Source organism: Paraburkholderia sp. RL17-380-BIE-A (assembly GCF_046028085.1).
Classification (GTDB): Bacteria; Pseudomonadota; Gammaproteobacteria; order Burkholderiales; family Burkholderiaceae; genus Paraburkholderia.
The window spans coordinates 426287-444899 of record NZ_JARESQ010000002.1; the positions used below are offsets into that span (position 1 = coordinate 426287).

Sequence of the window (18613 nt, forward strand, 5' to 3'; positions counted from 1 at the left end):
TGAGCAAGGTGTCCCGTTGCTCACGCCGGTGGCATCAAGCAACTGGACGCCCGCTATTTGAATCGATGAACTGGCACTCCCAACCCACTGCGGCTCGTGATCGCATTAAGCGACGAATGTCGCGTTCCGCGGGCTCTGCCGCGTTGATCCAACGCCCTGCCACCAGCGCCTTTCTACGGGGAGCGACGCTCCTCGAAAACGTCTTGCGCACTACTTGGATTTCGACGCGCCGCGGCCACCCAGTCTTCCGCGAATTCGACGCATGAGCGCCTGCTGCAATTGCTGTGCGAATCCGCTTGTTGCTCGCTGACGTGAACGCCGGACTTTGCGAGCGACCTCGATCAACACGCCCCCTCGTATCAGCCATTGCCGACGGCGTTGTGAAGCTGCCTCGGCGGGACGCTGCAGCCAGCTGAATTCCCGTGGTACATGCTCCACAGCGCCGGGCGCAGCGAAGACGACGATGTAGGCAAGACGTGCACTAGTCGTCTGGTTCGGACCAGCGCCGTGCAGCGTGCGTCCGCTATGAATCACGATTCCGCCAGCCTCGACAGGGCAGTAGTTCACGTCGTCTGGATTGAATGCGTCGATGCATTCGAGCCCATGAACCCGCTCGTCTCCTTGGTAGGGACGATGTGTCAGGACTTCGCCCAGATGCGAGCCCGCCACGTAACGCATGCACCCGTTCTCGAGCGTTGCCGCCGAGGTTGCCATCCACACCGCGATCTGCCGGCGCCCCTGCTCCGGGCCCGACTGATATGCCTCGTCCTGATGCCACGGCGTTTGTGCGCCATGCAGTGCGGGCTTGAGAATGGCATGGTCGAAGGCAAACTCGGCTTCGGGTCCAAGGATGGCGCGCGCGAGCCGAAGGGCGTCGGCAAAATAGCGTGTCTGATGAAGCTCGGGCGCATAGTTATGCGGCAACACCAGTTCGGTCAAGCTATCGGAGCCTAGGGAATCGTTGGGATCAACCAGGTCGCGCCGAGCGCCTTCCTTGAAACCCGTCCCGTCGCGCAGGAGCTTCTGCAGTGTGGCATTGATGAACTGTACGTCGTCAGCCGATGCAAAGTCCGGTACGCAAAGAAAACCGTTGCGTTCTAACGAAGAGAGATATTCCGGAAACCGGCTAGGGGACCCGATGAATGCGTTGCCGCCAAGATCAGGAGCATGTTGGGTCGCCATATCCATTCGGTTTCCTGATTTATGTTCCGAGTTATATGTGCACTCTGCAGCATTGTTCGCAGCCAGCTGATTGGTTGCGAACGAAAGCAGACTGTAATTTATATAACTGACAGTTGCTCATGGCAGACGATGCTCCGCAGCGGTTAGATCATATTTGCTCTGTATGCGTTGTTCTGTTAGATCCCGAACATAGCGAGAACGGTTAATCGCAATGAGGGATGGGTAGAGGAAATCGCCGATGTTAAGGATTCCTTTTACTATCTCGTTACAGCTGCGGTTGTTTGGCAGCCTAGAGACCACATACTTTTAAAAGATTGGGACGATTGAGATTACGGCGCGCCCACTAAGCGTGCAGTGGTGCGACCGTTAGGAAAATGTCAGGAAAAGACGAGGGAGCGCTGTCCGACCGGGCAGCGGCCCTTCATGCGACCAATGGCGAATGACCGACCCGAATTTCTCCGCGATGGACTTCGACGAAAATCGTCAGCTACGAGTCGAGCCTTGACTCGTGATGACCTTCTCCACCGAGGCGTGAATCGGTTAGACCCTCATCGATACTCACGCATCCGTCACCGCGCGTGCTGTGGCGAAGTCCTCAATGTCTGCAATGCTCGGCAGTGTGCGCCGGTGGAGGCCGGTCGTATTGACTCATTCCTGCTGCTGCGGAAGTGGGGCGCAAGTCGAAATTACTTACGCTCATATTCGCGGTTGGTCTTGAGCTTTACATCTCTCATTGGCCAGCGGCAGGCGAAACGACACTTGGCCTTGCCAACGTGTTGTTGCTTTTAGGAGCGCTGGTCCCAGATGTAGAGCTACTGTTCGTGCCACTCGGCAAACCCGAATTCGGCGCCTTGGCAGCCATCCCGCTATCCGAATTCGTAGCGCCAGGCGTGCCATAACCACTCATTCCACTGCTCGGCTGATTCACCTGATTCGCGGGACTTGCCGTGCTACCCGCTGAACCGGTGCCGTTCGAACCTCCCGCTGTCTGTGCATAAGCGCCACCCGACAGCGTAAGTGCGGCGATGGCCGCGATCAATGTGCTGATTGCCTTGCTCATGATCCATCCCTCCTTATCGGACTGAATAAAGAAACAGACGGTCGTCGCCTGCCCGACCAAAAGCGCAGCAATCGCTGTGCCGCCGACTCTTATTCATGCCGAAAAGGATACGTGCCGTTTTCAATAGGAGCTGCGCCAGCCACACCGCATACACCCGAACTTATGCTTCAAGAAAGCGCATCGAGCAGTCCATACCACGCCACGCCTGCACTGATATAAAACCGCTGCAACGCATGAAACGGCACAGGTTCGATAGAGGTCGGCGGAAGCGGCAAGCCACGTGTCGTCCCGCCGATCAAAGCGGCCAGATGTTTTCCTAACGTCGTCGCCATTGCAATGCCGCGTCCGTTGTAACCCAGCGCGATCGTCATCCCTTCTGCCGGCACATGCACGTGCGGCAAAAAGTTGCGGGTGATGGCGATACGACCCGCCCATCGGTATTCGTATTCGATGTCCTTCAGTTGTGGAAACATCAACCGGGCGGCACGTTCGAGATGCGCCCAATCCGCGGCATTGCGAGGCTCGCGAAAGGGGCCGCGTCCGCCCATCAGCAAACGTCCATGTGCGTCCTTGCGGAAATAGAGCAGCAGTCGCCGTGAATCGGAAGCCACTTCGCCACCGGGCAGAATCGTTGCGCCGACATCATCAGGTAGCGGCCTCGTTGCGACGATAAAGCTATTTGCGGCGATCACGGATTGAGCGAGTTGCGGCCAAAGCCCATCCGTATAACCGTTGGTCGCCAGCAGCACCTGCTTCGAATCGATGAGCGAACCCTGTGCCGTGCGAATCCTCCATCCTTTCGGACCACGCTCGACGCTCGCAGCACGGGTTCCGCTGTGTATCGCCGCGCCCGCCGTTTGCGCCGCGCGCGCGAGGCCGCGCGCATAGCTCAACGGATGCACGCTGCCCGCGCGCAGGTCGACCCAACCGCCGACGAATGCGTCCGTGCCGAGCCGCTTCGATATCTGCGCACGGTCGAGCAGTTCAACCGGCGCGCCGCGCGACGCCCACTGCTGCGCCCGGTTGTGTAGTGTGCCGAGCAGCTTGCTCGAATGGGTCGGCTGAATCCAGCCGGCGCGAGTCGCGTTGCATTGAATGCCATGGCGCTCGATCAGCGTGAAAACCGAATCGGCGCCGCCGCCTGCCATTTGCACGAGCGCATCGCCATCGCGTGGGCCGTAGCGTCGGATGAGTTCGTCGGGATCGTATTTCAGGCCGGGAATCACCTGGCCGCCATTACGGCCGGACGCGCCCCAACCGGGCTCGTTGGCGTCGATTACACAGACGCGTATGCCTTGTTCCGCGAGATGCAAGGCCGTCGACAAACCCGTGTAACCGGCGCCGACAATCGCCACGTCCGCTGTGACCGAGCCGTCTAGCGGCGGTGTATCGACCGCGGGTTCCGCCGTTGCCGCCCACAAAGAGGGAGGCAACGGCTTTGCAACTTCAACCAGGCTCATGATGTTTTCAAATCCGGGGGGCGTCGGTAAGCGTGGGCATCCTGCCGAGAAACTCGCGAGTGCGAGGATTGCGCGGACGTTCGAACAGATCGGCGGCGGAGCCTTCCTCGTGGATCGTGCCGTCATGAAGAAAGCACACGCGATCGGCCACTTCGCGCGCAAAGCCCATCTCATGCGTGACGACGATCATGGTCATGCCGTCGTCGGCGAGTTGGCGCATCACGCCCAGTACTTCGCCGACCAGTTCCGGATCAAGTGCCGAAGTCGGCTCGTCGAAGAGGATCGCTTTAGGTTCCATGGCCAGTGCGCGCGCAATGGCCACGCGCTGTTGTTGTCCGCCCGACATTTCGGCGGGGTACGCGTCCATGCGATGCGCGAGGCCGACCTTCTCGAGCAGATGGCGGGCCCGCTCGCGTGCCTGTGCACGCGCTTCTTTTCTCACGAATACCGGACCTTCGAACACGTTTTCCACCGCTGTACGGTGCGGAAACAGATTGAAGCGCTGGAACACCATGCCGACCTGCGCGCGCAGGTCGTGGATCTGTTTCGAAGCTGCGTCGACGGCCTGGCCTTCCACCGTGATCGTGCCGGCGTCGTGCCGCTCCAGTCCGTTGATGCATCGAAGCAGCGTCGATTTGCCTGATCCGGACGGACCGATCAGACACACGACCTGACCGCGTTCGACTCTCAGACTGACGCCTTTGAGCACGTGCTGATCGTGAAAGCGCTTGTGAATCGAGTCGACCTTGATCATCGTTTTCCCTTCAGTCCGAGACGGCGTTCGAGCCGCCGCAATCCATAGACGAGCGGCAGGCTGAGTCCGAGGTAAAGCAACGCGACCAGCGTGAAGACCGTCATGTTCTGAAACGTGGACGATGCGATGAGCTGTCCGGCGCGCGTCATTTCGGCGACGGTGATAGTCGATGCGAGCGACGAGTCCTTGAGCATCATCACGAGCGTATTGCCATATGGCGGCAGTGCGATCCGGAACGCCTGCGGCAATACCACGCGCCGCATGATCATTGCGCCGCGCATGCCGATGGACTGCGCCGCTTCGATCTGCCCGTGATCGATCGCCTGAATGCCGGCGCGAAAGTTCTCCGCCTGATACACCGAGTACGCGACGCCAAGGCCAATGAAACCCGCCTGGAACGCCGACAATTGCACGCCGAGGTCCGGCAGCACAAAATAGATGTAAAAGAGCTGAACGATGATGGGCAGGCCGCGGATCACGTTGATAAAAGTCGCGGCGGCGTTCGATACGATGCGGTTGCTGGACACGCGCATCAGCGCGAGCACGAGGCCGAGCACGGTGCTCAGAACGAACGAGCAGAAGGTGATCTCGATCGTGACAACCGCGCCTTTGAGCAGGATCGGCAGAAACTCGACGGCGTTCTGGAAGAACATGGCAGACGTTCCTTATTCGGAAAGCGACGTCATTCCACCTGCCACTTCTTGACGATTTGCGTGAGCGTACCGTCGGCCTTGATCTTTCTGATGCCGGCATTCAACTGCTCCAGCGTCGCCGTGTCACCCTTGCGCACGACAAAACACACCTGGCCTTTCACCGACGGTTGATAGCCACTGACGAGGCGCAATTGCGGATTGGGATTGTGCTGAAGCTGGTAGGCCAGAATCGGATGGTCGCCGAAGCCCGCCTTGATGCGGCCGAGTGCGACGTCGCGCATGATGTCGGCGACTGAATCGTAGGTGCGCACTTCCTTGAAGATGCCCTTCTTGTTCAACGCATCGACGAACGCGGTGCCGACCTGCGCGCCGACCACTTCGCCCTTGAGGTCGTCCATGGACGTGTACTGTCCTTTATCGTCGGCGCGCACGATCAGGCCTTCGCCATAGGAGTACACGGTGTCGGAGAAATCGACGACCTGCTGGCGCGCCGGCGTTTTCAGCATGGCTGCCGAGATGATGTCGATCTTCTTCGTGGTCAGCGACGGAATCAACGCGGAGAACGTGGTTTGCTCGATCTTCACGTCGAAGCCCGCCGCCTTGCCGGTCGCGGTGATCGCATCGACCAGCAGGCCCTGGATCGAATTGGTCTTCACATCGAGAAAGGTGAACGGCACACCGGTGGCCGTCGCTCCAATCTCGTACGTGGTGGCGGCTGCCGACAAGGCCGGCGCACCGGCGAGCAGCAATCCTGTTGCAAAGACACTGGCGAAGCGTTTGGCGAACTGGAACATGAGTCTCTCCACGAGTTGACGACGGTCGGTCGGAATATCGGTAACCATCAGTTGGTGCATATTATTCGAATCAAAAATATCGGTGGACGAAATTTGCGTATCGATATTCGATATGCTAGAGTCAACAACGATAGAGAACAATTGGGTGATTCCATGACACGCAAGACGCTCAGCGCACCGCCGGAAGTGTCCCCGGAACCGGAGGAAACGCCGGACGCACTGTTCAATCAGTCGCTGGAGAAGGGCATCGCGGTGCTGCGCGCGTTCAGTGCACAGCGAAGGTCGATGACATTGCCGGAAGTCGCGGAGGCCACGGCCATCACCAAAAGCTCCGCGCAGCGCATGATCTACACGCTGGAGAAACTCGGTTACGTGCGTAAGCATCCGCGTACCAGGCGCTATCAACTGGCGCCGCGTGTGATGCAGATCGGCTTCAACTATCTGGCTGCGGACACGTTGATCGACGTCGCCAATCCGTTTCTTTCCGAACTCACCAATGTCACCGGCGAGACGACCAATCTGACCGAGCCGGATGGCGTCGATATGGTCTACGTGGCGCGCTTCGTGTGTATGAAGTTCGTGCCGATTCACATGCCGATCGGCAGCCGCATTCCGATGTACTGCACGGCGTCTGGGAGAGCGTATCTCGCGGCGCTTCCGGAAAACGAGTCACATGCGCTGCTGCTCGCGAGCGATCGCGTTGCGCATACGCAGTACACCGTAACGGATATCGACGAGATCGTGACGCGGCTCGCGCTCGGACGGCGCAATGGCTATGCGTCGAACCGCGAGGAACTGTTCATTGGCGATATGACGATCGCGGCGCCGGTGCTCGACGGGGAGCGTCGGCCGGTCGGTGCGGTTCACGTCGTCGCGCCGACGAGCCGGTGGACGCCGGCGGAAGCTGAAGCACGCTTGGCCCCCGCCGTGATCGATTGCGCGCGCGGTATCAGCAACTCGATTAGAACGCTTGCCTGAGGGCGGGCGGCTTGATCGACGTTACTCCGTGCGTACCACGACGATTCGCAAAGAGATAGGCATCCTTATCAAACTCGCGGATCAAGGGTGCATGGAATACGCTTGAACGTCTGCAACCCTTAGTTCGATCCGGCGTCGTCAGGCTGCTTAACCAGAAAATCGTCGTAGCGCCGGTTGCGGATCCACGAAGGCGCGCGGCCACGGCCGCTCCACGTCGCGCCGGTGACGGGGTCCTGATACTTCATTTGAGGCGGCCTGGTGTTGTACCTGCCGCGCCGGTCGACGCGCAACTGGTTAGGCACGAGGTTGAAGAAGTTCATGACCTGCCGGACGTGTTCGATCGCGGCTTTCTGTTCCTGCTGCCAGGCGACCGATATCCGCTCATCGAGTTGCGCGAGTTGCTGCTTCAACATCTTTACCCTGCTGCTCATGCTTTCTTTCCGTAGTACATGACCGGGTTGTTGCATTGCGCCCTGGTCTTTGCGGTTGGCTCGCACGCTGACTCCGCAGGCTCGCCTCATCGCGTTACGTAAGCACGCTCAGAGGACCACCCGAGGCTCCTGATTTCGCATATCAAGTGATATGCGAAATGGATTCGTAATAATAGCCAGTTGAATTTTAAATATCAACTGATATCCTTCCGGCCATGAAGAAGGCGACCCCACCCCCGCGCCTGAGCCGCGAAGAAAGCCGATTGCAAACGCGCGCGCATTTGCTTGCCGCGGCGAAGCGGCTGTTTGTCGAGCGAGGCTTCGGCGCCACTTCTCTAAGAGATATCGCGGCCGAAGCCGGCTACACGCAGGGCGCTTTCTATTCGAATTTCGCGAGCAAGGAAGAGCTGTTCGTCGAATTGATGCGAGAGCGGTCTAAGGCGCAAGTGGGCGATATCGTCCGTACGTTGAATGACCCATCCGCGTCCGCGGACGACATTTTGAGCGCGTTGGAAGTCTGGGCGCAGACACTCGATGCCGAGCCCGAGTGGTCGGTGTTGGGCGTTGAATTCAAGCTTCAGGGACGTCGCAATCCCGTTTTTGAAGAAGCCTCACAGGCGTTGCTGGACGCTCACCGTGATGGCCTTGCCTACTGCATCGGGCAGATCTTCGCCAGACTGGAAAAAGTGCCGCCCGAATCGCCGACCGTCTTGGCGGCGTCCTTCATGGGGCTTTCGCAGGGCCTCGCTTTGCAGCGGTCGCTGCTTTCCGACGCACCTATCGGCCATATGATCATGGTGTTTCTGCGCGGCTTGTTAGCCGCGGCGCCATCTGTGCGCTCATGAACCTTTGCTTGTGGTTCGCAGCGAATCTTCAGGGCTCGGAACGAACGGGAAGCGCATTCCGAAGCAGATGCGGTGCAGCGCCGCATCGCTCGATATAGCTCATTGGGCACAGTCTTCCAGACTACCGACAACCGCTGTCTCGCTGTGGTCTTGTTCCTGATCGGGGTCGGCTCATAAAGCGCCGACAATCATAGAACCGTGTCCATGCCGTGATCATCGACTGCACGGACAACATCCGCAGTCGATCGATGCTGCCCGCCGCGATCGGCTCGCCGGATGGGTAACATGTACGCCAGCGGCATTTCATCCACCAATCCTCCTTTCTATGAAAACGCTTGCCAGCCGGGACAATCAATTGCGCATGTTCGTCGCCGTAGCGAAGGCGAGTTCGCTGCGCGAGGCAGCCGAGATTCTCGCTATCACGCAACCCGCTCTGAGCAAGCAGATTCGCGCACTCGAAGCAGCGCTCGACACGAAGCTATTTCTTCGCCACGGCCGCGGCATGCAGTTGACGCCCGACGGTCAAGCGCTCTTTTTGAAAGTCGAGCCGCTGCTGAATTCGCTCGACGCCGCGTTCGAACATTCGGGGCATCTGTCGCGGCATGGCGGGACCCTGCGCATTGCAACCGTTCAAACGTTGATTGCGTATTTCATTCCGGAGTTGAGCCGGCAGATGCTCGCGCTCTATCCCGATGTTCACCTCACTATTCACTGCGACAGTTCCGCGAACGTGGTCGAAAGCGTGGAGCGCGGCAAAGCGGATATCGGCTTCGTCTACGAGTCCGCAGTGGATGTGCCGGATCTAATCAGCGAACCGCTTTTCGAAGAGCGGCTGGCCTTGTACACCGCCGCGGACGACGATACCGACGCGCATGCATTGACCAACCTGGCCGCGCTGAAACTGATCCTTCCGCCAAAACCTTACGCGTTGCGCCGCATGGTCGAACGATCGCTGGGCGGCAGTGTGCAGCCGTATATCGAATGCGATTCGCTCGAACTAAGTTTGCGGCTCGTGTCGATCAGCGGTGGCGTGACTGTCCTGCCGGAGAGCTTGCCGCGCGATATGGTCGAAGATCGTGGGCTGCGCCGTACGCCGTTGAATGCGGTCCCATCGCGCCGGCTGGTCGCGATATCACGCAGCGTGCGCGGCCAGTCGCGGGCGTTCGACGCCGCACTTGAAATTGCCTTGCGCGCGGGCCCGCAAGGCGCGATAACTTCAGGTTAATCCAGAGTTATTTCTGGGCACATATCCCGCGTCGTTCACCGGACCAATACTGACGCCAGTTCGGCCGCCTCCCGCCGACCACCGAAGTGAGGAGATCACCCGTGAACGACCCGTTTTCCGCGCTCGAAGGCGTGAGCACAACAACGCGCAGATCGCCGCTGCCGGCCCGCTATAAGGCGGTCATCTCGGCCACAGTCGGATCGATCATCGAGGGCTTTGACTTTATCGCCTACGGCACGGCCGCCGCGCTCGTATTCAACCGGCAGTTCTTTCCCAACCTCGACCCGACGAGCGCGACACTCGCGTCGTTCGGCGCATTCGCGACCGGGCTGTTCGCGCGGCCGCTCGGCGCCATCCTGTTCGGGCATTTTGGCGATCGGCTCGGCCGCAAGTCCGTGCTGACCTTCTCGCTGTTCCTGATGGGCTTTTCTACCATCGCGATTGGTCTGATACCGAACTTCGCCGTGATCGGCACGTGGTCCGCGGTGCTGCTCGTCGCGCTGCGCATTTTGCAGGGCATCGCGCTGGGCGGCGAAATGGGCGGAGCCGTGCTCATGGCAGTCGAGCATGCGCCGTCCAGTCGCGCGGGCCTCTTCGGAAGCCTGCCTCAAATGGGTCCGCCGATCGGCTTACTTCTTTCTACATCGGCGTTCAGTCTCTTGAGCCGACTGCCGGAAGAGGCTTTTCAAAGCTGGGGATGGCGTATTCCGTTTCTTGCCAGCATCGCGCTGGTCTTGCTAGGCGCATTCGTACGGCGAAGCGTTGGTGAGTCGCCCGCCTTCGAAAAAGCCGCAAGCGGGCGACAGCGGGTAGACGTGCCGCTGTGGCAATTGCTCACGCGTCATAAGAAGTCATTGCTGCTGGCAATCGGCGCGAAGCTTCCCGAAGTGACGCTTTACTACGTACTCACCGTATTTCTGGTTTCTTACGCGTCGACGCGTTTGGGATTCAGCCGTAGCGCGGTGTTGCAGACCGTCATGATCGGCGCGGCAATCCAGATCGTCACCTTGCCGCTATTCGGCTGGCTGGCCGACCGGGTAGGCGTACGCCGGTTCTATATGTTCGGCGCTGTCGTCATGGCGCTTAGCGTCGTGCCTCTGCTGCGGTGGATCGATAGCGGCAGCCTCACGGCGTTACAGGTTGCGGTGGCTGTTGCGCTAGGGTTCAACTATGCGTTGCTATTCGGTCCGCAGTCGGCACTCTTTGCCGCGCAGTTTCCAGTCAATGTGAGGCTTTCCGGCATATCGATCGGTATTCAGTTTGCAGCGGCGATTGGTGGCGGGCTGGCGCCGATCGTGGCGACTTCACTGGTGGCGCAATATCACGGTCTGCAGCCGATCGCGATCTATGTCGGCGCACTCGCGGCGCTCGCCGTGCTTTGCACACGTTTGATGAAAAGCGCCCCCACGACGCCAACGCCGCCCCATTCGCAAGGAGAGTGATTCAATGAAACAACGGTCAACCATTACGGGCATCGGGAACGCGCAAGCGTCATTCCCACTCGAAAAACTCGCCGATGCCTGCCGCATCCTGCACGCGAAAGGTCATATGGCGAGTCTCGCCGGTCAGATCACGTGGCGCGATGCGTCGAACCGCGGATACTGGACGCCGGCTCTCGGAAAAAGCTTTGCAGAGGCGACGCCCGCATCGATGATTCTGGTGGACGATGAACTGACGGTGTTGGAAGGCGACGGAACTCCGAACCCGGCAGTGAGGTTTCATACGTGGGTTTATCGCCATCGGCCGGACGTTCATGCGATTGTGCACACGCATCCGCGACACATCAGCGCGCTCTCGATGCTGGGTATACCGTTGCCGGTCGCGCATATGGACGCCTGCATGTTCTACAACGACTGCGGCTTTCTTGAGGAATGGCCCGGCGTGCCAATCGACGATGAAGAAGGCCGAATCATCAGCGCGGCATTAGGCGACCGGCGCTCGGCTTTGCTTGTCAATCACGGCTATATCTGTGCGTGTGCTTCGATTGAAGAAAGCATTTATCTCGCAGTCTCGATGGAGAACGCGGCCGAACTCGCCTTGCTGGCGATGGCTGCCGGGACGATCAAACCCGTGCGGGCAGATCTGGCGCAGGCGGCGCACGACTTCCTGTTGCAACCGGCGATCGTTAATGCGACGTTCGCGTATTGGGCGGGAGATGTTTGATGAGGTGGGGTTGGGTGCGGGTTATGCGTGGGTGGGGGGGCGATACGCATCCACCCGCGTGTCGACAATCGCGTCGATCATATCTTCAACGGCAACCAGATCTCGAGCCCGCCCATTCCACTCACCGGATCGAACTTCTCGTCATATCGCTCGAAATTCGGCGCATCCGCAGGCACATGTCCCGATGCCGGCAACCATTGATTCCAGATCGTGTTCCAGGTGCGACGGATGGCCGAAACATGCTCGCGGTGACTGAACACCGCGTAGCGTTGCGGGGGAATGCGCAAGCGGCTCAGCTCGCGTGGCAGGGCCGAGAAATCGCCGACTTCGACGCCGCATAGGTAGTCGATGTTGCCGGCGTCGTCGGCGTTGTAGCAGACGCCATACGCTACATTGCCTATCTGGCCCGGCACTTTGCCGAAGTACTGGTTGAAGCGCTGCCATTGCGATGGAATCGCAGCGGAGGTTTCGCACGTGTAGCGTTCGCTCAGGCCCGCAACCAGAAGCGCTTTACCGTCTTCAAAGCGCGGGGGTTCGAGATGGGCTAGAAGGGTTTCGTCCATTTTGATCGGCTCCACGAGGGCGAGATTGTCGAGATGGCCACGCGCGCGCAGCGCGTCGGGCGTGAGCCCGAATTGCTCGCGAAATGCGCGCGTGAATGCCTCGTGAGAACCGTAGCCGGCTTCGATGGCGACCGCGAGAATGTCTGGTGCGCCGCTTGCCAGGCGGCGCGCCGATTCGCTCAACCGACGCCCGCGAACATAACGCATCACCGAAAACCCTGTAGCCGCTTCGAAGGCGCGCGCCAGATGAAAGCGCGACACGCATCCGCAGTCGGCGATGTCTTCCAGTGACAACTCGCGGGCAAAGTGGCTTTCGATAAACCACAGCGCTTTTCCAACCGGGTTCATGTGGGATCTCATGTCAGCATGGAACCAGCATAGCTCGACGCAGGCGGCCGTATTTGATCCTGCTTGCGGTTTTCAACAGCGAAGCGGCTTGGAGCCGCCATGCTCAGCCTGATCGCTTTCGGACCGTTCATCGTCAAACAGTGCCTTGCTCCCACACAAGTCCCAATCGAAACGTACTAACCCAGCCGCCCGACAACAGGTCTACGGCTGCTCAATAATTCTCGCTTGCGGCATTGTTTCCAGCGGCTCTCGACTGCCCTTCTGTGGCTGGCGCGTGCTGGTCAGCGTGGCTTTCGTGTTGAACTCCACTCGCCACCCCCGTCCGCAACAACACCCCACCCATCACCCCCGCCGCAGCCGCAAAAATCGCCCCGAACAAAAACGCGACGTGATACCCACTATTCAGCGCGGCCACGGCATCACCCGCCCCGAGCATCGCCTCACTCCGCGCCGCAGCAAGACTCGCCAGTACCGCAAGCCCAAGCGCGCCACCCATCATGAACGACGTATTAACGATTCCGGACGCGAGTCCTGAATCACTCGGATCGACATCGCTCATAGCGGCCAGCAGCATCGGATTGAACGCAATACCGGCGCCGAAGCCCAGCAAAATCATCCCCGGCATGACATCGAGCACAAAGCTGCCGCCAACCGGCGCTCGGGCAAACAACGCAAGACCGCACGCCGCGACCAGCAGCCCTACCGCAAGCGGAACACGCAGCCCGAAGCGCATCACCACCCGCGCCGACAGCCCAAGCGAAAAGAACCCCATGATCAGATTAGCCGGCAAAAACGCGAGCCCGACCTGCAACGGCCGATAACCGAGCACGCGCTGCAGATACAGCGCGGAAATAAAGAACCACGCAAACATCGCAGCCGCCCACAGCACGCCGACCACGTTCGCCGTCGCAACATTGCGCAAGCGGAACAGACCGAGCGGCATCAACGGGTGCTGGACGCGCGATTCGATCACCAGAAACACGGCAAGCAGCGCCAACGCGGCGAACAGCAAGCCGAGCGTCTGCGCCGAAGTCCACCCAGCTTCATTGCCATTCACGACGGCATAGACGGCGAGCATCAGCGAAACGGTGACGGACACCGCGCCGGCCACGTCGAGCTTCTCTCCATGCGCATGCCCGCGCGCCGACGGCAACAGCGCAACACACAGTGCGTACACAGCGATGCCGATCGGCAGATTGACGAGAAAGATCCAGTGCCAGCTCAGCAGATTGGTGAGCAACCCACCGAGCAACACGCCGATGCTGCCGCCGCCCGCGCACACGAAGCCGTACACGCCCATGGCTTTCGCTCGCTCGCCGGGTTCGGTGAACAGATTCATGATGAGCGATAGCGAAACAGCAGAGACGATAGCGCCCGCCACACCTTGAACGGCCCGCGCGCACACGAGCAGCACTTGCGAGTTCGAAATGCCGCACGCAAGCGACGCCAACGTAAACAACGTGATGCCGATAAGAAACAACTTGCGGTGTCCATACAGATCACCGAGCCGTCCACCGAGCAGCAGACAGCCGCCGAAGGTCAGCATGTACGCATTGACCACCCACACGAGCGACGTTTCGGTAAAACCGAGATCCGCCGCGATGGACGGTAGCGCAACGTTCACGATCGTGGTATCGAGCACGATCATGAGCACGCCAAGGCACAGCACGATCAGTGCGAGCCAGCGTTTGTTGCCGTGGATGGAATGGGTCATGCGGGCGGCTCCTTGGCCGTGGTCGATGGATGCCGGATGCGCGGCTGCTGAAGTCGGCAACGCGCCAAAAGAAACGCAACCCGGCGCAGCGCCGACCAGCCAGTGGGCCATGCGTTGAGGACGAAAAGCGCTGACGAAACGCGCTAGCAAAACGTGTCGTCAAAAACGCGTTTGACGAGACGCATTTCCGACAATCGGATTTTCCAGTCTAGCATCCGCGACTTTTGGCCCACAACTACGATTTCCAGGGCCGCGCAGATCTCAATCGCCGCCAAGCAATTCGTACTTGCCGCCACGTTCCAGCGCCCGCTGATAAGCCGGTCTTGCATGAATGCGCTTGAGAAAATCGACCACCGCCGGAATCTGGCCTTCCATACCGCCGCGCGCCGTGGCGGCTTCGAGCGGAAAACTCATTTGCACGTCCGCCGCCGTGAAGTCGTTGCCGACGAACCAGCCGGTCTTGCTCAACTCCTGATTGATATAGCCGAGGTGCAGCTTCAACTGCGGATCGATAAAACTCGATTGCAGTGTGGCGGCGATCTTGCGCGCAATTGGCTTGGCGAAGAACGGCATCGGCGCGCTGGCAATGCGCAGCGCGACGAGTTTGAGCAGCAGCGGCGGCATCGCCGAACCTTCCGCGTAGTGCAGCCAGTAGGTATAACGCAGCCGCTCCGGCGTGGCAGGTGCCGGCGCAAAGCGTCCCTGCCCGTATTTGTCGATCAGGTATTCGATGATCGCGCCCGACTCGGCGATAGTCTGGCCATCGTCGGTAATGACGGGCGACTTGCCGAGCGGATGCACCGCGCGCAACTCGGGCGGCGCGAGCATCGTTTTCGGATCGCGCTCGTAACGCTTGATCTCATAGGGCACGCCAAGTTCTTCGAGCAGCCACAAGACGCGTTGCGAGCGGGAGTTGTTCAGATGATGAACGGTCAGCATGGGTCGGGGGATGTTGGCCAATGAAGTGTCACATCATAAGGACGTTGTGCAGAGGCAGGCCTCTAGTCGCAGCTCACACGCGTGATTTGGCGCCCATCAACTGATTGGACGGCAGCGTTTCGTCGAGCAGTTTGCGCGCGCTTTCGATCCCGGCGACCGGCAGTCCCTCGGGGTTCAGCAAGCCGACCTGCACGAGTACGGAAGCCTGATCCCAATAGATGTGCTCGTTATAGAGCTTGTCGCCGCGAAAACACACGACAGCCAGCATGGGCACCTCGAAATACTTACCGGTTGGAGCGACGCCCGGTAGTAACCAGTCGATCTCGCAGCTATGTGTGCAGCTAAAAATGAATTCATCGACGATACGATCCGCGCCAATGGTGCGCGAAATCGGAATCAGCTTCGTATCGGCGGGATTCGAGTTGACGAAGTGATGCGTATAGAAGCGCTTCAGGTTGTCATGGCCGACACCGCCGGTCATGGTCGGAACGTGATTGACGTAGGGCTGCGCGACCATGGTCGGCATGACGGCGTCCACGTCGCGCGTGGCGAACTCGTAATAGCAGTGAGCTTCCCACAGCGCGTTGAGATCGTAGACGGGCCCCAGCACTTTGCGCAGCAGCGCAAGCGTGCGCGAATACGCCATCATCGCGGCGGGTTTGTCGTATTGCGGGCGCGACGGCGCGGCAAACGCGTGATCGCAACCGGGATACACGTATTGCTCGATCTGCGGCCGCGTACGTAACGCCGCGCTGATCCGTTCGCGGGTTGCCGGCGGACAGTGCGAGTCGTTTTCGGGGAAGTGAAACACCATCGGGCAGCGAATCGCCGGCACTTCATCCAGATACGCTTCGAGGCCCACGCCGTAGTAGCTGACCGCGCAGTCGATATCGGTGCGCGCGGCGCTCAGGAACGCGAGCTTGCCGCCAAGACAGTAACCCACTGTGCCTACCTTGCCGGCCTGTTCGGGCAGGGTGCGCAACGCCGCGATGGTGGCGGCGATATCGTCGATGGCCAGGTCTGTGTCGAACTGGCCGAGATAATCGAGCGCCTGTTTCATGTCGGCCTCGCCATAACCGAGATCGATGCCCGGTTTGATCCGCCAGAACAGGTCCGGCACCAGCACGACGTAACCTTCTTCGGCGAAGCGGTCGGCCGTCGCCTTCATGATGTCGTTGATGCCGAAAATTTCCTGCAGCAGCACGAGTCCCGGTCCCGACCCTTGCGCCGGACGGGCGACGTAGGCGTTGAACCGGCCGCCATCCTGGGCGACGACTTCGATGAAAGAGGCGGTCATGCGGTGTGTCTCCCATGCAAAACGATCCCACGCAAAATGATTGCCTGGGGAATGTGAGCCAGGCCATCGTCTGCAACTCGAAGCGTTCGAGCTTGCCGGTTTCGCTATGCGGCAATGCACCGGCAATAACGATGACGCGAGGGTATCTCTACGACGCCTCGCTATTTTTCCCGAAATCCCGCGAATGCGCGACCCGTTTCGTCGTACGGTACATTCCCGCCCGGTTCTTATTTCACGTCGACCACGATCTTTCCGGTGTTCGTCGCATCGACAATCGACTGGTAAGCAAGCTCCACGTTGCCGAAGTCGAAACTGCGTGAGTCCAGCTTCGGCACCAGCTTGCCTTCCTCGATGAGTCGGGCCGCTATACGCAGCATGTCGCCGTGGTGCTCGCGATGTTTGCCGGTGAGCAGCGGCGACAGCGTAAAGACACCCGAATACGTGGCCTCACGGAAAGACAACGGAGCCAACGCATGCGTTCCCCAGCCCAATGCGCTGACAACGTGACCAAATTGCTTAACGGCTTTGAACGAAGCATCGAGTGAAGCGCCACCCACGGTATCGGCGACGAGATCGAACCCTTCGCCTTGGGTCAACGCATCGACATACGCTTCGACCGAGTTCGCACGATAGTCAATCGGCGTAGCGCCATACGCTTTGATCACGTCCAGATCCTTTGCGCTGACCGTCGCGAAGACCTGTGCGCCCATCGCAATCGCCAGCTGAACCGAAACATGGCCGACGCCTCCTGCGCCGCCCTGCACGAGCACCGTTTGACCCGCCTGCAACTTCGCCCGGTCCGCGATGCCTTCGTAGGAAGTGATGAAGCTCAAAGGAATCGCCGCGGCCTCTTTCATCGAGAGATTCTTCGGCTTATGAGCGAGCAATCGTGCGTCCACGGCCTGGAACTGCGCAAGCGAGCCCTGCAAGCCACCCACACCGCCGGTCATGCCGTATACGTCATCGCCGACGCTGAAGCCGCTCACGCCTTCGCCGACTGCCTCGACAGTCCCGGCCATGTCGATGCCAAGCACCAGCGGCAGCGGGTGCTTCGCATGCGCGGCGTTACCCGAGCGGATTTTGGTGTCCAGCGGATTGAGGCCGGCAGCCTTCACGCGCACCAACACCTGCCCGCGTTCGGCTGTCGGCGTCGGGAGGTCGGTAAGTTCCAGAGGACCGTTGTAACGGTTGAGCACAAGCGCTTGCATAGTCATGACATTTCTCTCGATGGTGTGCCGGAACGGCTTGATTAATAGTGGTTCATGCGAGAAAGTATGTAAATCGACGTTTTTGCACGTTGTCTAAACAAAATTGCATGGATATATATGGACTGGAACGACGTTCGGATCTTTCTGGCAATTGCCCGCGAGGGAACGTTGGGCCGCGCCGCAAGGCAGGTTGGCCAGACCCAGCCGACTATCGGCCGCAGGCTGCGGATGCTGGAGGCATCGGTCGGGCAGACGCTGTTTCAGCGCACAGCGGACGGCTTCGTGCTGACGGAAGAGGGCTCCGCCGTGTTCGCCACTGCCGAGCGGATGGAAGACGAAGCGCACGCGTTCGAGCGCGCGTTAGCGGGGAAGCAACAGCAACTTACCGGCTTGCTGCGGATTTCGTCGTCGGACTGGTTTGGCGTGCATGTGTTGACGCCGGTCGTCGCGGAGTTTCTGCGTGTGAACCCGTTGGTGTCGATCGAACTCGTGACCGATTCGCGGCGGCTCAATCTGGCGCGTCGCGACGCCGATCTGCTATTCCGGATCACGCCGTTCGATGAAGCCGACGTCATCCAGCGCAAGTTCATCAAAATGGACTACGCGTTGTACGGCCCGTTGAACATCGTGCCGCCGCAGCGCGGCGACGGTACGGGATACGCGCTGCTCACCATGGACAGCGCCTTTGAAACGCTACCCGACGTGAAATGGCTGCGTGAAGTTTTGCCGAACGCGCATGTGGCTTTCGGCAGCAACAACCGCGAGGCGCAGGCGCGCATGTGCGCGGAACGAGGCGGGCTGGCTGTTCTGCCTTGCCCGTTGGGCGACAACACCGCCGGGATCGAACGAATCGATCTTGGGGAAGCGCCGCCAGGACGAGATGTGTGGTTTGGCTACCATCGCGATCTGCGCAGGTTGGGCAGATTGCGGGCGTTTCTCGATCTCGCCATCGACCGCATATCGAACATTTAATCGTTCGCGGATCGATCGACATGGCCG

General features: G+C 60.0%; 18 protein-coding genes. 6 read left to right on the forward strand and 12 right to left on the reverse strand.

The genetic code is table 11. The features are described 5' to 3' along the window. Positions 1-210 precede the first annotated feature (210 nt). The 6 genes from P0D68_RS04705 to P0D68_RS04730 form a co-directional block, all read right to left on the reverse strand. Positions 211-1188 (reverse strand): phytanoyl-CoA dioxygenase family protein, encoded by a 978-nt coding sequence (locus P0D68_RS04705; protein ID WP_408294960.1) that lies wholly within the window; start codon positions 1186-1188, stop codon positions 211-213. Between the two features lie 724 nt (positions 1189-1912). After that, on the reverse strand, positions 1913-2242 hold the full coding sequence (locus tag P0D68_RS04710) for a hypothetical protein (protein ID WP_408294963.1): 330 nt from the start codon (positions 2240-2242) through the stop codon (positions 1913-1915). A gap of 167 nt (positions 2243-2409) precedes the next feature. Beyond that, complete coding sequence (locus P0D68_RS04715; protein ID WP_408294966.1) at positions 2410-3702, reverse strand: NAD(P)/FAD-dependent oxidoreductase; 1293 nt, start codon at positions 3700-3702, stop codon at positions 2410-2412. A gap of 7 nt (positions 3703-3709) precedes the next feature. Next, a complete protein-coding gene (locus P0D68_RS04720; RefSeq protein ID WP_408294969.1) occupies positions 3710-4456 on the reverse strand; it encodes an amino acid ABC transporter ATP-binding protein in 747 nt (248 codons plus the stop codon). Then, positions 4453-5109, reverse strand: coding sequence for an amino acid ABC transporter permease (locus P0D68_RS04725; RefSeq protein WP_091805720.1), 657 nt, complete (start codon positions 5107-5109; stop codon positions 4453-4455). The genes P0D68_RS04720 and P0D68_RS04725 overlap by 4 nt, the downstream gene beginning before the upstream one ends. Before the next feature lie 29 nt (positions 5110-5138). After that, positions 5139-5903: a substrate-binding periplasmic protein gene (locus P0D68_RS04730; RefSeq protein ID WP_408294973.1), complete on the reverse strand. Its 765-nt coding sequence runs from the start codon at positions 5901-5903 to the stop codon at positions 5139-5141. Between the two features lie 153 nt (positions 5904-6056). On the opposite strand from P0D68_RS04730, the gene P0D68_RS04735 reads away from it, so the two are divergent. Then, positions 6057-6881: an IclR family transcriptional regulator gene (locus P0D68_RS04735; protein WP_091805723.1), complete on the forward strand. Its 825-nt coding sequence runs from the start codon at positions 6057-6059 to the stop codon at positions 6879-6881. A gap of 119 nt (positions 6882-7000) precedes the next feature. On the opposite strand, the gene P0D68_RS04740 is transcribed toward P0D68_RS04735, so the two are convergent. Next, entirely contained in the window at positions 7001-7312 is a 312-nt protein-coding gene (locus tag P0D68_RS04740; protein WP_408294976.1) for an H-NS histone family protein, read from the reverse strand. Between the two features lie 215 nt (positions 7313-7527). Here P0D68_RS04740 and P0D68_RS04745 point away from each other — a divergent pair, with 215 nt between their 5' ends. The 4 genes from P0D68_RS04745 to P0D68_RS04760 all read left to right on the forward strand — a co-directional run bounded on the left by P0D68_RS04745 (position 7528) and on the right by P0D68_RS04760 (position 11545). After that, complete coding sequence (locus P0D68_RS04745; RefSeq protein WP_408468058.1) at positions 7528-8157, forward strand: TetR/AcrR family transcriptional regulator; 630 nt, start codon at positions 7528-7530, stop codon at positions 8155-8157. 325 nt (positions 8158-8482) lie between these two features. After that, on the forward strand, positions 8483-9382 hold the full coding sequence (locus tag P0D68_RS04750; protein WP_408294982.1) for a LysR family transcriptional regulator: 900 nt from the start codon (positions 8483-8485) through the stop codon (positions 9380-9382). A 101-nt stretch (positions 9383-9483) separates the two neighbouring features. Beyond that, positions 9484-10824 (forward strand): MFS transporter, encoded by a 1341-nt coding sequence (locus P0D68_RS04755; RefSeq protein ID WP_408294985.1) that lies wholly within the window; start codon positions 9484-9486, stop codon positions 10822-10824. Positions 10825-10828: 4 nt separating this feature from the next. After that, a complete protein-coding gene (locus tag P0D68_RS04760) occupies positions 10829-11545 on the forward strand; it encodes an aldolase (protein ID WP_408468059.1) in 717 nt (238 codons plus the stop codon). Positions 11546-11622: 77 nt separating this feature from the next. Here P0D68_RS04760 and P0D68_RS04765 read toward each other — a convergent pair whose 3' ends face one another. The 5 genes from P0D68_RS04765 to P0D68_RS04785 form a co-directional block, all read right to left on the reverse strand. Further along, positions 11623-12456 (reverse strand): AraC family transcriptional regulator, encoded by an 834-nt coding sequence (locus P0D68_RS04765; protein WP_408294991.1) that lies wholly within the window; start codon positions 12454-12456, stop codon positions 11623-11625. A gap of 211 nt (positions 12457-12667) precedes the next feature. Next, positions 12668-14170 (reverse strand): DHA2 family efflux MFS transporter permease subunit, encoded by a 1503-nt coding sequence (locus P0D68_RS04770; protein ID WP_091805743.1) that lies wholly within the window; start codon positions 14168-14170, stop codon positions 12668-12670. 261 nt (positions 14171-14431) lie between these two features. After that, positions 14432-15109, reverse strand: a complete 678-nt coding sequence (locus P0D68_RS04775) for a glutathione S-transferase (protein ID WP_091805746.1) — start codon at positions 15107-15109, stop codon at positions 14432-14434. Between the two features lie 73 nt (positions 15110-15182). Continuing rightward, positions 15183-16406: a dienelactone hydrolase family protein gene (locus P0D68_RS04780; protein ID WP_408294995.1), complete on the reverse strand. Its 1224-nt coding sequence runs from the start codon at positions 16404-16406 to the stop codon at positions 15183-15185. A gap of 227 nt (positions 16407-16633) precedes the next feature. Further along, a complete protein-coding gene (locus P0D68_RS04785) occupies positions 16634-17620 on the reverse strand; it encodes a zinc-dependent alcohol dehydrogenase family protein (protein ID WP_408294998.1) in 987 nt (328 codons plus the stop codon). A gap of 111 nt (positions 17621-17731) precedes the next feature. On the opposite strand from P0D68_RS04785, the gene P0D68_RS04790 reads away from it, so the two are divergent. Continuing rightward, positions 17732-18586 carry a LysR family transcriptional regulator gene (locus P0D68_RS04790; protein ID WP_408295001.1) on the forward strand — a complete coding sequence of 285 codons (855 nt, stop codon included), beginning with the start codon at positions 17732-17734 and terminating at the stop codon, positions 18584-18586. Positions 18587-18613 lie beyond the last annotated feature (27 nt).